The sequence below is a fragment of the Spiroplasma endosymbiont of Tipula paludosa genome (assembly GCF_964264785.1).
Taxonomy (GTDB): domain Bacteria; phylum Bacillota_I; class Bacilli_A; order Mycoplasmatales; family Nriv7; genus Nriv7.
This window is the reverse complement of record NZ_OZ183484.1, coordinates 859,437-874,732: the sequence shown is the minus strand read 5'-3', so window position 1 is coordinate 874,732 and position 15,296 is coordinate 859,437. Positions and strand designations below refer to the sequence as shown.

General features: G+C 25.5%; 17 protein-coding genes and 2 tRNA genes. 14 read left to right on the top strand and 5 right to left on the bottom strand.

Annotated elements, in window-relative coordinates:
* Window positions 1–24 precede the first annotated feature (24 nt).
* From ACFEL5_RS05190 to ACFEL5_RS05130, 13 genes are all read left to right on the top strand, one after another.
* Window positions 25–909 (top strand): Mbov_0401 family ICE element transposase-like protein, encoded by an 885-nt coding sequence (locus ACFEL5_RS05190; RefSeq protein WP_375315150.1) that lies wholly within the window; start codon window positions 25–27, stop codon window positions 907–909.
* Between the two features lie 306 nt (window positions 910–1,215).
* The gene (locus tag ACFEL5_RS05185; RefSeq protein WP_338966767.1) at window positions 1,216–1,749 is read left to right on the top strand and encodes a DUF402 domain-containing protein; all 534 of its coding nucleotides are present in this window, start codon (window positions 1,216–1,218) and stop codon (window positions 1,747–1,749) included.
* A gap of 158 nt (window positions 1,750–1,907) precedes the next feature.
* Complete coding sequence (locus tag ACFEL5_RS05180; protein ID WP_375315149.1) at window positions 1,908–2,285, top strand: helix-turn-helix transcriptional regulator; 378 nt, start codon at window positions 1,908–1,910, stop codon at window positions 2,283–2,285.
* A 76-nt stretch (window positions 2,286–2,361) separates the two neighbouring features.
* Window positions 2,362–3,306: an IS30 family transposase gene (locus ACFEL5_RS05175; RefSeq protein WP_338966716.1), complete on the top strand. Its 945-nt coding sequence runs from the start codon at window positions 2,362–2,364 to the stop codon at window positions 3,304–3,306.
* Between the two features lie 221 nt (window positions 3,307–3,527).
* The gene (locus tag ACFEL5_RS05170) at window positions 3,528–4,757 is read left to right on the top strand and encodes a hypothetical protein (RefSeq protein ID WP_375315148.1); all 1,230 of its coding nucleotides are present in this window, start codon (window positions 3,528–3,530) and stop codon (window positions 4,755–4,757) included.
* A gap of 48 nt (window positions 4,758–4,805) precedes the next feature.
* The gene (locus tag ACFEL5_RS05165; protein WP_375315147.1) at window positions 4,806–6,917 is read left to right on the top strand and encodes an ATP-binding cassette domain-containing protein; all 2,112 of its coding nucleotides are present in this window, start codon (window positions 4,806–4,808) and stop codon (window positions 6,915–6,917) included.
* On the top strand, window positions 6,910–8,595 hold the full coding sequence (locus ACFEL5_RS05160) for an ABC transporter permease (protein WP_375315146.1): 1,686 nt from the start codon (window positions 6,910–6,912) through the stop codon (window positions 8,593–8,595). Before ACFEL5_RS05165 ends, ACFEL5_RS05160 begins: the two co-directional genes overlap by 8 nt.
* Window positions 8,588–9,520, top strand: a complete 933-nt coding sequence (locus tag ACFEL5_RS05155; RefSeq protein ID WP_338966758.1) for an ABC transporter permease — start codon at window positions 8,588–8,590, stop codon at window positions 9,518–9,520. The genes ACFEL5_RS05160 and ACFEL5_RS05155 overlap by 8 nt, the downstream gene beginning before the upstream one ends.
* Before the next feature lie 518 nt (window positions 9,521–10,038).
* Entirely contained in the window at window positions 10,039–10,365 is a 327-nt protein-coding gene (locus tag ACFEL5_RS05150; protein ID WP_375315145.1) for a hypothetical protein, read from the top strand.
* 2 nt (window positions 10,366–10,367) lie between these two features.
* A complete protein-coding gene (locus ACFEL5_RS05145) occupies window positions 10,368–10,589 on the top strand; it encodes a hypothetical protein (protein ID WP_375315144.1) in 222 nt (73 codons plus the stop codon).
* 164 nt (window positions 10,590–10,753) lie between these two features.
* Entirely contained in the window at window positions 10,754–10,984 is a 231-nt protein-coding gene (locus ACFEL5_RS05140) for a hypothetical protein (protein ID WP_375315143.1), read from the top strand.
* A gap of 165 nt (window positions 10,985–11,149) precedes the next feature.
* On the top strand, window positions 11,150–11,395 hold the full coding sequence (locus ACFEL5_RS05135) for a hypothetical protein (RefSeq protein ID WP_375315142.1): 246 nt from the start codon (window positions 11,150–11,152) through the stop codon (window positions 11,393–11,395).
* A 24-nt stretch (window positions 11,396–11,419) separates the two neighbouring features.
* The gene (locus ACFEL5_RS05130) at window positions 11,420–12,349 is read left to right on the top strand and encodes a hypothetical protein (RefSeq protein WP_375315141.1); all 930 of its coding nucleotides are present in this window, start codon (window positions 11,420–11,422) and stop codon (window positions 12,347–12,349) included.
* A 239-nt stretch (window positions 12,350–12,588) separates the two neighbouring features.
* On the opposite strand, the gene ACFEL5_RS05125 is transcribed toward ACFEL5_RS05130, so the two are convergent.
* The 3 genes from ACFEL5_RS05125 to ACFEL5_RS05115 form a co-directional block, all read right to left on the bottom strand.
* Window positions 12,589–12,664 (bottom strand) — tRNA-Glu (locus ACFEL5_RS05125).
* Between the two features lie 6 nt (window positions 12,665–12,670).
* Window positions 12,671–12,746 (bottom strand) — tRNA-Asn (locus ACFEL5_RS05120).
* Window positions 12,747–13,005: 259 nt separating this feature from the next.
* On the bottom strand, window positions 13,006–13,134 hold the full coding sequence (locus ACFEL5_RS05115; RefSeq protein ID WP_375315140.1) for a hypothetical protein: 129 nt from the start codon (window positions 13,132–13,134) through the stop codon (window positions 13,006–13,008).
* 58 nt (window positions 13,135–13,192) lie between these two features.
* Between ACFEL5_RS05115 and ACFEL5_RS05110 the strand changes: the two genes are divergently transcribed.
* Window positions 13,193–14,137 (top strand): IS30 family transposase, encoded by a 945-nt coding sequence (locus tag ACFEL5_RS05110; protein ID WP_338966716.1) that lies wholly within the window; start codon window positions 13,193–13,195, stop codon window positions 14,135–14,137.
* A 12-nt stretch (window positions 14,138–14,149) separates the two neighbouring features.
* On the opposite strand, the gene ACFEL5_RS05105 is transcribed toward ACFEL5_RS05110, so the two are convergent.
* Together ACFEL5_RS05105 and ACFEL5_RS05100 are read right to left on the bottom strand one after the other, a co-directional pair.
* Window positions 14,150–14,284: a hypothetical protein gene (locus ACFEL5_RS05105; protein ID WP_375315139.1), complete on the bottom strand. Its 135-nt coding sequence runs from the start codon at window positions 14,282–14,284 to the stop codon at window positions 14,150–14,152.
* Between the two features lie 62 nt (window positions 14,285–14,346).
* Window positions 14,347–15,291 (bottom strand): IS30 family transposase, encoded by a 945-nt coding sequence (locus tag ACFEL5_RS05100; protein ID WP_338966716.1) that lies wholly within the window; start codon window positions 15,289–15,291, stop codon window positions 14,347–14,349.
* Window positions 15,292–15,296 lie beyond the last annotated feature (5 nt).

Sequence of the window (15,296 nt, the reverse complement as noted above, 5' to 3'; positions counted from 1 at the left end):
CATGAAATTTTTATATGAAATCTTTTGCAATTTTATTTACTTGCACTTACAAGTATAATTCAGCTATTAAATTGTAAAAATAAATCTTATGAAAAGATTAAAGTAGATAAATATTTATATGCTTGAATTGATGAAACATTTATTAAATTAAGAAATAATGGTCGTAAATCAACTAAGTATCGGTTTCGTTTAGTTACTTTTCATACGGGAAAGCGATTAATTAATTTAACAAGTACTAGAAATGAACTTATTAATAAAAGAGCATTTTGTCTTATTGTTCCTGAAAAAGAAGAAATTAATACCGAAACATTTGCTAAGCAAGTTTATAATATGGCTGATATGTTTTATGAAAATATTAAGCAAGCAAAAATTATTATTGGTGGTGATGGGGCTAAATGAATTGAAGATATTTCTAAGAGTTTAGACAATAGTGAATATGTTTTAGATTTATTTCATGGTACAAGACAATTGTATTGAAATTTAAAAAAGAAGCAGAATGTTTTATATAGTAGTATCTATAACCATGCAGCAAATTTATTACGAAAAGGTAGTTATTTGGAATTAATAAACTTTTTAAAAGTTAGTTCAACTTTTATGAGAACACAAGAACAAAAGCAAAAGTTGAAAGCTCTGGTAAAATATTTTAAAATAAAAAAACAAGGTATTATTAATCAAGGAGCAAGTTGAAATGTTGGGGTTAATGCTGAAGGGCAAGTATCGCACATTATTAAATGATTATTAAGTTATGGTGCTAAATCTTTTAATGTTAAAACTTTTTCTAATATGCTTAATTCGCATCTGGCAAAAATAAATAATATTGATATTATGCAAACATTACGAAATAAGAAAGAGTATGAATTAGTTCAAAAATATCAATATTTACGCTATAGTAATTGAATTTCTAATTAATTAATTAATCATTATTTTAGTTATTGTTAGAAAATTAATTTTAATTATGAATTATAAGTTGTGAAAATATTTTCACTTTATCGAAAAATAAAACATTTTAGTTTGAAAAAAATATTTTTATGTTATAATTTAAACCAGTTAAGAAATAAGATAGTATATATTGTATTAGTATTTATAACCCCTAAAAATTTTAATCGTATTGAGTTAATCTCATTAATGACCTTGTATTAATTAGGTTATTTTTTTATGTTATAATTACTTTGTACTTTTGTATTAATTATAAGAACGACTTTGGAGGTGTAATAGATGAAAAACACACTTATAAAAGGTCAAAAAGTTTTAATTCATGCTTATAAACATAATGGTGAAATATATCGTTCTTGGGATCACGCTATTGTTTTAGAAGAAACTAAAAATTATTTAATTTTAGTAAATGAAGCCGTTATTGTTACTGAAGTTAATGGGCGTAAGTGGAAAACTCATGAACCAGCTATTTGGTTTTTTTCTAAGAACAGATGATATAATATTATTTCAATGTTAAAAGATAATGGGATTCATTATTATTGTAATATTGCTAGTCCTTTTACTTATGATGGTAAGGCAATAAAGTTTATTGATTATGATATTGATATTAAAGTATTTCCTGATGGATATACAAAAATATTAGATTTAAAAGAGTTTAGTCGTAACAAGATAAATTGAAATTATCCTGAAAATTTGCAAAATATTATTTGGAATGAAATTGAAAGATTAAAAGTCCAAATTAAAGATAAAGATGATTTATTTCATGAAAAAATAGTATTAAATCATTGAAACAATTATCAAATTAATTTTAAATAATTATTAAACTTAATTTTTTGTAGCAGCTAATAATCTAGCTGTTTTTTTTGATTTTTTAAAATATGTCAAGGGTATATGCAATAAAAGAATAGATTTTCATATTTAGAAAGTTATGACATTATAATGTTGCTTAAAAGAAGGGAGATAATAATAAATTAATGGAAACTTTAATTAAAAAAATGCGTTTAAGAAATGGTTTAACACAAACCCAATTGGCAAAAATGGTTGGGGTAAAACAGCCAACTATTAGTAGACTAGAGGCTGATGCTAGTCATATATCATGAGGTCTTATTTCTAAAGTTTTAATATATTTTAGTATTAAAAATGATGAAATTACTAGTCATTTAAAAATTAGTGAGGGTGATAATATGGAATCATTTGTTAAATTAATTTATCGCAATCCTAAATTAAGAACAATGATTAATTATGATCCAGTAAAAACTGCTAATGATTTAATTAAAATTGTTAATCGGGTTGATAGTTATGATTTAACTAATTTTATTTGCTGAATTATACTTGTAAGTGCAAGTAAATAAAATTGCAAAAGATTTCATATAAAAATTTCATGATGCTAAGTTTATTTTAGAAAAAGTAAATTTAAGGAGTTTTTATATGGGATACAAACATCTTGGCATAGATGAAAGAATTTATATTGAGAATCAATTGAAATTTAAAGTAAAAATTAGTGAAATAGCTAAAAATCTTAATCGAAGTATTAGTACTATTAATCGAGAAGTTAATAGAAATAAAGATAATAATCATTATTTTTCATTAATTGCACAAAATAAAGCAGAAAATAGAAAACAATTACATGTTTATTTTCATAAATTTAAAAATAGAGAATTAGTAAAATATGTACAACAAAAATTATTATTAGGTTGATCGCCTGAACAAATTTATGGCAGAATTAAAAATTTTCATCAAGAATGAATTATTAGTTTTAAAACAATTTACAATTGAATTTATTCTGGATTACTTGAAAAGGTTACTAGTAAAAATTTAAGAAGAAAAGGTAAGAAACGAAAATCTCAAGAAAATCGGGGTAAATTTAATGGTAAATCCATTAAAGAACGAAATGTTAATAATCGCATAACTCTTGGCCATTGAGAAGGTGATACTGTAGTATCATCACGAGGTAAAAGTAAATCATGTTTAATAACTTTAGTTGAAAGAACATCAAGATTTACTTTAGCAATATTAGTTGAAAATAGAACTACTAAAGTTATTAACAAAAATATTAGTCATTATTTATCAATTCTTCCAAATAATCTTGTTAAGACTATAACATTTGATAGGGGTAAAGAATTTGCTAATTGACAACAACTTGAAAAAAATTTAAATGTGAAAATTTATTTTGCTGATGCATATTCACCTTGACAAAGAGGTACTAATGAAAATACTAATGGTTTAATTAGAGAAAAATTTCCTAAAAAATTTAATTTTTCAAACACTACTAAAAATGCAGTTCATAAATTTATATTGTCTTTAAACCAAAGACCAAGAAAAATACTAAATTATCTTTCGCCAATCGAATATTTGGTTAGAAAAATAATTTAGTTGCACTTAACTTTACAATTTGGCATTTGAAATAATTAATAAGTTTTTTATTATTAAGTTGAATTAATTTTCAATAATTTAAATAAATCTTGCTAAATTTTTATAAAGAAAGTAAAATGAAAAAAGGAGTTTAAGATAAGAAATATAGAAATGAGAGGAAAAAACAAGTGATAAATAATTTAGGAAGGATTAAAGGACTGCGTTGATTATTGACAATGGTTTTGCCAGTTGTCTTTATTACTAGTTGTAGTAGTCGTTATAGTATGTCATCCTTTAAAATGATTGCTAATAATCCTTTAAAGGCTCAAGATGGTGGTTTTAATCAAGCGGCTTGAGAAGGAATGTTAAAAGTAGATTCTAATTTAAATGAAGCATTAGATGTCTTATACCCTGATACACAAGATGATCCTAATATGATTACGCCTGCAATTACAAAAACTATTGATGATGGTTATCTAGCTGTCGTGCTTCCGGGGTTTACATATGTTAAAACTGTTCTTCAACCTAATTTTTTTGATGTATACAATAACACATATTTTCTAACGGTTGATCTTACTGTTTATGAAATGATTAAATCATTAAATACTAAAGCGGTTGATAAATATTATGAAATTTCAGTTGATGAATCAAAACCAGGGTTTGCGGCGGCAATTGATGTAGCGGGACAAATTTTACAGCGGTTTAAAGTTGATAAAGATAATATGGGATTACCCGTTATTAAAAATGGTGATAATATTACTGTGAAAATGACTGGTATTGGAGGATTAAATATTCCAGCGATTAAAAACTATATGATTGGTTTTAATAAAGGTTTACGATGGTTTAGTGATAATATTTTGGCTAATGATATTGATGCTAAGGGTGACAAGTTACGATTTGAGTGATTTGCTGGAACTTTTAATGGTGGTTTTGGAACAAATGATGCGATTAAGGCTGCTCAAACTAACACTAATAATGCTATTAACAATAATGTTGGTGTTATTTTTAATATTTCTGTTCCTGAAGGAAATACAATTTTAAAACAAATAGCAGCGGCTAATGCTAATACTTGATTTGTTGGTGTTGATGTTGACCAAGCGAATGATAAGAATTTGGCAGGATATAAACATTTAATTAAGTCATCAGCTTTAAAAGATGTGTCTTTTGCTGTTAAAACTGTATTGGATGCGATTAATTATCGTATTAAAAATAATAATGCTATTGATGATAAAAATGAGTATTCCACTCCGGGAACTAAATCATTTATTTGAGAAGAAACTAAGCAGGTTTCTTTAGTACCAATGAATGGTAAAGATTTTGACAATTTTTATGGTGAAAGAGTTGGCAATGATAAATTAGTTGCTTTAAAAAAAGCATTGGCCATTAGTATTGAAGATTTAAGGAAATGTAATGGAACAAATATGCTAGGAGATATTGCTAATGAAAGTGTTTGTGAAGAAACAAAGTGATAAGGTAGGATATATTAAATGATGCATAGTGAAATAAAGAGCAAAAAAGCTGTGGAATTAATTAAAGTTTCAAAGATTTATTCTAATGGTATTGTTGCTAACAAAAATATCAATTTAGATCTTAAGTATGGTGAAATTCATGCGATTTTAGGTGAAAATGGTGCTGGTAAGTCTACTTTGATGAAAACACTTTTTGGGTTGCATCAACCAACTTCTGGAGTTATTAAAATTGATGGTGAAGTAATGCAAATTACTTCCCCTAATATTGCTACTGATTTAGGTATTGGGATGGTACATCAACATTTTCAATTAATTAATAATTTTTCGGTTTTAGATAATATTATTCTTGGTTATGAGTTAAAAGATAAAGCAAAAATTAATCAATTAAATTATTTCTTTTCCATTTATATAAGTTATATTGATAAAATTGAATTAGCAAAAATTGCAAAAATTAAAGGTGATTTTTTTAATTATAAGAAACATAAATGTGAAGCAAAAATTTTCCATAAAGCTAAAAAAATAGATTTTAAAGTTGCAAAAAAAATAAAAAAAATTAATGATTGACATCATAAAGAACAAAATAAGAAACTTAATGCTCAGCAAGTTAAAGATTTAGAACATAAATATCAAGAACTTCTTGAAAAATTTAATTTATTTAATAAAACGATGGCTTATAAATTAGAAAAATTGGAATATAAATTAACTGATATTATTATTGCTTTAAAAAATAAATATAATAATCGTGTTGAAAATAATGCTGATACAGAAACAATTATCTGTAGTAAAATTAATCAACTTAAAAAAAGAATGAATTTTTATCGTAGCTTTTTACATCGGATGAAAAGAAAATGACAAACAAGATTTTGATTAAATTCTCGTGAAGCTAATAAAAGAATTGAACAAATTTGTGAGAAAATGAATTTTAAAATTAATTTAAAAGAAAAAATTAATAATATTTCTATTTATGACCAACAAAAAGTAGAAATTTTAAAAGTGTTATATCGTGATGCCAAAATATTAATTTTAGATGAACCGACAGCAGTTTTAACACCTCAGGAAATAGATGATTTGATGAAAATGCTTTTAGAATTTAAATCGCAAGGTAAAGCGATTCTTATTATTACTCATAAATTAAATGAAATTAAAGCAATTGCTGATCGTTGTACAATAATTAGACAAGGTGAGTATATTGATACGGTTAATGTTAAAAAAACATCAGTTGATAAATTAGCTGAGAAAATGGTCGGAAGAAAAATAAGTTTTTCTTTAAAGAAAAAACCTCTTAAATTAGGCGAAAAGTTATTAGTTCTTAAAAATATTAATACTTTAAGTAAAGCTAAGGTTAATATATTAAAAAATTTTAGTTTAACAATTAATCGTGGTGAAATTTTGGGTATTGCTGGGATTGAAGGCAATGGTCAAGAAGATATTGTTAATATTATTTGTCGTCATTTAAATCCGGTTAGTGGTGAAGTAATGTTATTTGATGAATTAGATGTTGTTAATAAGGTTACTAATAAGTTAAAACAAATTAAAGAAAAAGAAGCAATATTAAAAGATAGTAATATTAAAGTTGGTCAGAAAATACCATGAGAGTATAATTTATTACGATTAGATACTAAAGATACATATAATTTAGGAATTCATCATATTCCTGCTGATCGTCAAAAGCAAGGTTTAGTTTTAGATATGAGTTTATGAGAAAATATTTCGTTGCGTGATCAATTTAATCGTAAATATACTAATTATGGATTATTAAATCTTGCTAAAATTAAAGAGAAAACGCAAGAAATAATTAATAACTTTGATGTTCGTGGCGCTAAAAGTGTTCAAAATACGGCTAAAGAGTTATCTGGTGGTAATCAACAAAAAGTAATTATTGGGCGAGAACTATCAGAAAGTCCGAAGTTAATTATTGCTGAACAACCAACACGAGGATTAGATGTGGGTGCTATTGAATATATTTATGAATCGTTATTAAAACAAAGAGATCAAGGTAATGCTGTGCTTTTAATTTCATATGAATTAGATGAAGTAATAAATTTATCTGATCGGATTATTACTATTAATAATGGTAAAAATATGGGTGAAGTTAAAGCGAATAATGTTACTAAAGAGAAATTAGGTTTAATGATGGCGGGGGTGAATTTTAAAGATGAGTAAATATAAAAAAATATTTTTTCCCATATTATCAATTGTAGTAGCTTTTATTATTGGATTATTTCTTTTATTAATTAGTAATGATCCATTAGCAAAATATAAAATTGGTGATTTACTATGAGGTAATTTTCGTAGTAAAAATGCATTTTTAGATTTTTTAGGATATTTTTCTGTTTATGGCTTAGTAGGAATTGCTGTTGCAATTGGATTTAGAGGTGGAATATTTAATATTGGTGTTTCAGGACAAATGATGTTTGCTGGGGTGATGTCTTATATTGCTTTGAGTTGAGGGAATGCTGATGCTTTAAATCCTTTCTTTGTCTTTATAATTTGTATATTATCAGCAATGGCACTAGGATTACTTACGGCAGTATTAAAAGTTTATGCTAATATTCATGAAGTTGTTGCAACGATAATGCTAAATTGAGCGGCCTTATATTTTTATCAATTTGTTTTAGAAAGTGGGCCTGCTCTTGAAACTAATGGTGCATCAATTGGTTTTCCTAATCATTTATTAATAAATTTAAATTTAAAGGAAATTGTTACTTCGCCTTTTAATATAGGGATTTTTATTACAATAATTTTAATTGCTGGTTTTTGATTTATTTTTAAATTTACTAGTTTAGGATATAAAATTAAAATTAGTGGTAGTAATCCTTTGGCTACAAAGTATGCTGGCGTTAAATATAATAAAATTGTAATTTATACAATGTTAATTTCTTCGTGTGTTGCTGGAATTGCTGGTTTTGTTTATTATTATGGGATGGTACGGTTTTTACCGGTACAATCTATTCCATTAAATATTGGTTTTGATGGTATTACTGTGGCATTATTAGCAAATAATAGTTTTATTGGTATTATTTTCTCAGCATTATTTGTTAGTGCTGTGTATGCTCAAAAAGTTATTATGTCAGGTAATAAAGAAATTGTTGAGACGATTATTGCTATTGCCTTATTATCAATTGCTTTAGGAACATATTTTTTAGTTAAACCAAAATCAAAAATAACAAAGTGATATTTACAATTAATGGCTACAAGACAACTGAGATTGCCGTATAGTTATCATGGAATTAATAGGTGGTATTTAAAGTTTTTACGATTTAAAGATTTTATTCAACTTAAAATTTATTATCTTTTAAATAAAATTGATATTTATTATGAATATTTTGAAGCTCATACTAGAAATTGATTAAAACTTATTTTTATGAGAAATCATGCATTATATTTATCGCAAAAGTTATTAATTAATGTTAATAAAGAAATGAATATTATTGAATATTGAAAAGAATATGAAGAAATATCAGAACAAAAAATTAATTTTGCAAAGCAATTTTTTAAAGAAGACAAAATAAAAATTAAAAAGTTGAATAGTAAAGAAAATAAAATTATCGGTTTAACAAAAAAAATTATTTTAATTAAACAAAAACTAATTTTAAAATTGCATAATAATAATATGACATTAGTAATTGATGAATATGAAAACAGTTATGAAGCAAAAGAAAAAAAGATCTTAGACTTAAATAAAATAATTAATGATTCTAATCTTTCATTGTTTCAAAGATGATATTATAAATTACAATTGCAAAAACTGACAAAATCACAATTAAGAAATGCATCGCAATTTATTAGTAAGAAGACTTTAATTGAAGAAATAACGAAGGAGGTAAAGAAAGATGCTTAATTCAGTTTTTGGAACTTCTTTAATAAGTGGACTACCTTTAATTAGTATTTTTATGATTACTGCTATTGCTGCTTTAATTTCTGAGCGAGCAGGTGTAATTAATATTGGTTTGGAAGGACAGATGGTATTTGCTGGTTTTGGTTATTCATTAGTTACTTATCGTCATTATGATGTTAATAATTTAAATAATCATCATTTAGCAGTAATAGCAATTATTGTTGGCATTCTTTTTGGAATGATAATATCGTTGCTTCATTCACTAATGGTATTAAAATTTAAAATTAATCATATTATTTCTGGGACAGTTGTTAATGTTGCTGGCTCTGCCATTGCCGCGATGGGAGCAACATTATTAAATAATCGTGCTAATATTTCAAGTAATATTCAATATATTCCTTGAAAAATAGATAGTTTAATTTTTTATCCGTTTATTATTTTAATTATTGTAATTGCTATTATTTGTTTATTAGTTTTTAGTAAGTTTGGGTTGCGTTTAAAATCAGTTGGCGAAAATCCTTGAGCTAGTGAATCTGTTGGGATTAATGTTATTCGTTATAAATTTGTTGCGATTACAATTTCGGGAGCTTTAGCTGGATTAAGTGGTTCATTATATGTGATAACCCAAAATATTTTTATGCCAACAGCAGGGGGCTATGGTTTTATTGCTATTGCGATTATGATTCTGGCCCGCTGAAATGGATGGTTTATTATATTAAGTTCATTTATTTTAGGATATGTAATTCAGTTAACATATGAGGCTGCTGCTGTTCCTGATATTACTAAACATATTAATCCCCAATTGTTAAAATCATTAATTTACTTGTCACCATTAGTATCATTATTAATTTTTCGGTTTATTTATAATAAAAAAATTACGGGTGCACCAAGTGCTTTGGGAATAAATTATTCAGTGGATAGTTGTTAGTCTTGGACGCATAAAGTTTTGTTAGGTAGGTAAAGGTTTGAATAAATATTAAGGCAGTCAGTAATGATTGTCTTTTTATTTTATAAGGTGTTAAAATTTTGTTCTTTGAAAATTAAATACAAGTGAATTAATAATGTTGGTATGTATTAAAGCACGATAAATTGTGGGTGGTCGCCATAACCAAAAGAAGTTTACCAGTTAATAGATAACATCCTATTAGCTATAGCAATTTGTTTCGTTTTGCAATAAAAAAATGAATTGGTGGATTTCCTAAAAATATACACGCTATTAAATTAGTTCCAAGGGTAGGATGCGGACATTAAAGTGTAGAAATTTCTGTATAAGGGTATACTATGTTTAAAATTATTCAAATCTTTATCTAAATCTAATTAAAAAACAAAATTCAATAACAAAGCTTGTTAAACACTTAAATCTGCGATATATAAGTGTTTAAAAAACTAAGTTAACTAACTTAGTTAATATATAACTTAGTTTATCTATAAGAAAGGGAATTTACTATGAAAAATATTGAAAACATTTTCTTAAATACTAAAAAATATCTCTTAAAAGAAACGCAAAACGCAATGCTTATTAAAGCCCCAAAAATTCCATGATTTAATGAACAAATCGGTATTTGGTTTTCAAAACGATTTGTTTATAAAGGAAAATATGAAAATTCAATTTGCATCGGAATAATAAAAGATAGTAAATATCAAGTAATTTCAATTAATCAAAAAGAAAAAGAAACCAAATTAATTAAAGGACAAGAATTATTAGGTTTTTTCATTGCCGAAAAAGAAAACAACAAAAAAGATATAAATTATAATTATTTTAAAGGAGCTTAAAAATGAATATTGCAATTGGACTAATATTTATTATTATCAGCATAATGCTATCGGCATATTTTGCTTATAAAATTTATGCCAAAATAAAAATTAGAATTAAATATAAAAATGCCATTAAAAATAATACTGGTAATTTTACAAAAGACGAAAAAGTATTTATTGCTCGCTTTGAAGAATGAGTTAAAGCTCCTAATTCAAAAGAAAATAACGCGGATAAAAAATAATGTTTTGAGAAATTATTATGGAATTCTTAAAACTGTTTGTTCCGATAGAAAAAATGCCTGCACAAATTGCGTTTATTGCCGGATTAATTATTATCATTACTTTTCTTTTCGCATTAATTTCAATTATATATTTACCAATAAAAATGATTTTTGGGAGATAAAAAATGACAATAAACTTAAAAGGATTTGATTGAGAACAAATTAAACAAACTTTCTGAGATTTATTTATTCAAATTACAACCATTCCCGCTCATATTACTGGTGATAAAGAAATTAAATTAACCGAAGCACCACTTTGACTTTTAATAGCAAACATTGCCTTTTGATTCTTAACAGCAATTATGGTGTGATTTATTTTAATGCTACTTTGAAAAACCATATCAGTATTTAGATAGAAACAACAGTAATGTCGCGAAGTTACATTGTGATGCGTTTACAAAGAAATTCAAAATTAATTAGGAAAAAATACAATCGTGTTAAAGTTAATCGTGGTTTTAACAAATTTAAGAAAAACTTTGAATATAAATGATGAATGCTTTAAAAAGAAAGGGGGTGATTATATGTTTGTAACTTTCTTAGCCGATGCACCAGCAACAGTAGAAAAAATAACAGCTAGTGATGCAATGACTAAATTATGAAATGCGATTATAACAGCGTTTACTAAAATGTGAGAAATTATTGCTGTTAATATGCCACAAGTCGGTAACTTCTTTGCTGATTACTGAATATTCATTTTTCCATTTATTTTGGCAATATTCTTTATTTGCTTTAAAATGTTTGAAAAATTACTTGGAGCAGTACGCTAACAAAAAAATAAAGTGAGGTGCAAGATGAAATTTTGCAAATGAGTAATAGAAAAAAATAACAATTTTATTGAATTAAATCGCACCTCATTTTTAATTTTATGACATTGAGGAGCAATTTGGTACATTTACAACGGTTATTTTAAAAACATTGTGAGCTATTTATTTTTAGCAGGTTGTATTTTAATTTTCCTTTTCAAAATTGGTAATTTAACACAAATTAACAAAGTTATTAATTTTTTAAAAAACTCACCATTAAATATTGTTATTGGTTCATTAGGAACTGGAAAAACCGCCTTTCTAGTATACGCATCAAAATTACTAAAAAAGAAGAAATATCACATCGCATCAACATTTCCATTACTAGAAACTCAAAAATTAAGTTTAGGACATATGGGATTATTAGACTTTGATTATCCGGTATTGCCAGACAAAACCTTACTTTTGTGAGATGAAACCAACTTATTTTTAGAAGGAACTGATTGAGAAAAAAATAATACCAAAAACGAAGAAAGCGGTATCCAAGAATATTTCGCTCTGGCACGGCATTTTGGTCATATTGTGCTGGCTAGTGGTCAAAGAGATAAACATATTTGAGTTAAAGTTCGTGATATTGCTAATAATGTAATTGTGGGGATTCGCAAAAAACCAGTTAATATCTTTCGTCCCTACTTAAAAGTCATCTATGGTACCTTTACGAGCATTGAAGAATATGAACGCTGACGAAACACCTTAATTGATGCTAAAAATAGTAAAAAAGGGCGTCGCATTAAATATCGTGATATTCCTGAACTTGATATTTATTTTTTTAAACTAAAAATTCCTCTACCAATATTAAACACTTACAATTCTTTTTACTTAGCGTTTTTAAGAGATTACTTAAATTCAAAAGTAAATCCTGATTATGAAGACAAATACTATACTGACACCGCAATTGATTTAGAAGATTTAGAATAGACTTGGTACATAACCTTTAATTTTATCTACTATTTTGATAATTATTTTTTAGATGAAATACAAATGTTAGATAAATACAAAGATAAAAATGAATTTTATAGTTTAGTCGGCATAAAATGTTATAGTTATGTACCAAGTCTATTATATAATAATTACTATAAAATAACACCACCAATAAATTATCATAAAAACAAAAAAATCCAACTTTATTGTAAAGTTAGATTATTTATATCACTTAATGGTGACCCGTACGGGATTTGAACCCGTGAATGCACGCGTGAAAGGCGTGTGTGTTAACCGCTTCACCAACGGGCCCTAAAATGGCGCCTAGTGTAGGGCTTGAACCTACGACCTACCGGTTAACAGCCGGTTGCTCTACCAACTGAGCTAACTAGGCAATTGTTTAATTCAATCATTTTAAATTATATCTACTTTTAATTTTTTTGCAACTAAAAATGCCATAGTGGTCGCGTTTAGTTTTCTTAGGTATTGCTTTGAAGAAGTAAAACAATCAGCTAATTATATTATTTAATTACTAAACTAACCCTGCCTTTCTTGTTGTTGTCATTTTTATTCATTACCATTTTATCATATTTATTGAATTTTTACACAATGAAAAATTATTAATTTTATTAAATTTTAACTAATATTTTTGCTTACTTAAATCTATTATATTTATTTGTTATAGCATTACCTTTATAATTAATTCAACTATCATCATTTTTATTATTATATGCTGAATTATACTTGTAAGTGCAAGTAAATAAAATTGCAAAAGATTTCATATAAAAATTTCATGATGCTAAGTTTATTTTAGAAAAAGTAAATTTAAGGAGTTTTTATATGGGATACAAACATCTTGGCATAGATGAAAGAATTTATATTGAGAATCAATTGAAATTTAAAGTAAAAATTAGTGAAATAGCTAAAAATCTTAATCGAAGTATTAGTACTATTAATCGAGAAGTTAATAGAAATAAAGATAATAATCATTATTTTTCATTAATTGCACAAAATAAAGCAGAAAATAGAAAACAATTACATGTTTATTTTCATAAATTTAAAAATAGAGAATTAGTAAAATATGTACAACAAAAATTATTATTAGGTTGATCGCCTGAACAAATTTATGGCAGAATTAAAAATTTTCATCAAGAATGAATTATTAGTTTTAAAACAATTTACAATTGAATTTATTCTGGATTACTTGAAAAGGTTACTAGTAAAAATTTAAGAAGAAAAGGTAAGAAACGAAAATCTCAAGAAAATCGGGGTAAATTTAATGGTAAATCCATTAAAGAACGAAATGTTAATAATCGCATAACTCTTGGCCATTGAGAAGGTGATACTGTAGTATCATCACGAGGTAAAAGTAAATCATGTTTAATAACTTTAGTTGAAAGAACATCAAGATTTACTTTAGCAATATTAGTTGAAAATAGAACTACTAAAGTTATTAACAAAAATATTAGTCATTATTTATCAATTCTTCCAAATAATCTTGTTAAGACTATAACATTTGATAGGGGTAAAGAATTTGCTAATTGACAACAACTTGAAAAAAATTTAAATGTGAAAATTTATTTTGCTGATGCATATTCACCTTGACAAAGAGGTACTAATGAAAATACTAATGGTTTAATTAGAGAAAAATTTCCTAAAAAATTTAATTTTTCAAACACTACTAAAAATGCAGTTCATAAATTTATATTGTCTTTAAACCAAAGACCAAGAAAAATACTAAATTATCTTTCGCCAATCGAATATTTGGTTAGAAAAATAATTTAGTTGCACTTAACTTTACAATTTGGCATAATTAATTTCTTTATTTATTATTTTATTTTCTGGTATTTCTGCTGAGGCATTAGCTAAGATTATTGGCGTTATGCTCGATAAACTCGTAATTGTTGTTAGCATAGCTAGTAATTTTTTCATATTAATTAAATCCTTTTCGTAAATTTTTAATAATTAATGCTAAATTGTAAAGTTAAGTGCAACTAAATTATTTTTCTAACCAAATATTCGATTGGCGAAAGATAATTTAGTATTTTTCTTGGTCTTTGGTTTAAAGACAATATAAATTTATGAACTGCATTTTTAGTAGTGTTTGAAAAATTAAATTTTTTAGGAAATTTTTCTCTAATTAAACCATTAGTATTTTCATTAGTACCTCTTTGTCAAGGTGAATATGCATCAGCAAAATAAATTTTCACATTTAAATTTTTTTCAAGTTGTTGTCAATTAGCAAATTCTTTACCCCTATCAAATGTTATAGTCTTAACAAGATTATTTGGAAGAATTGATAAATAATGACTAATATTTTTGTTAATAACTTTAGTAGTTCTATTTTCAACTAATATTGCTAAAGTAAATCTTGATGTTCTTTCAACTAAAGTTATTAAACATGATTTACTTTTACCTCGTGATGATACTACAGTATCACCTTCTCAATGGCCAAGAGTTATGCGATTATTAACATTTCGTTCTTTAATGGATTTACCATTAAATTTACCCCGATTTTCTTGAGATTTTCGTTTCTTACCTTTTCTTCTTAAATTTTTACTAGTAACCTTTTCAAGTAATCCAGAATAAATTCAATTGTAAATTGTTTTAAAACTAATAATTCATTCTTGATGAAAATTTTTAATTCTGCCATAAATTTGTTCAGGCGATCAACCTAATAATAATTTTTGTTGTACATATTTTACTAATTCTCTATTTTTAAATTTATGAAAATAAACATGTAATTGTTTTCTATTTTCTGCTTTATTTTGTGCAATTAATGAAAAATAATGATTATTATCTTTATTTCTATTAACTTCTCGATTAATAGTACTAATACTTCGATTAAGATTTTTAGCTATTTCACTAATTTTTACTTTAAATTTCAATTGATTCTCAATATAAATTCTTTCATCTATGCCAAGATGTTTGTATCCCATATAAA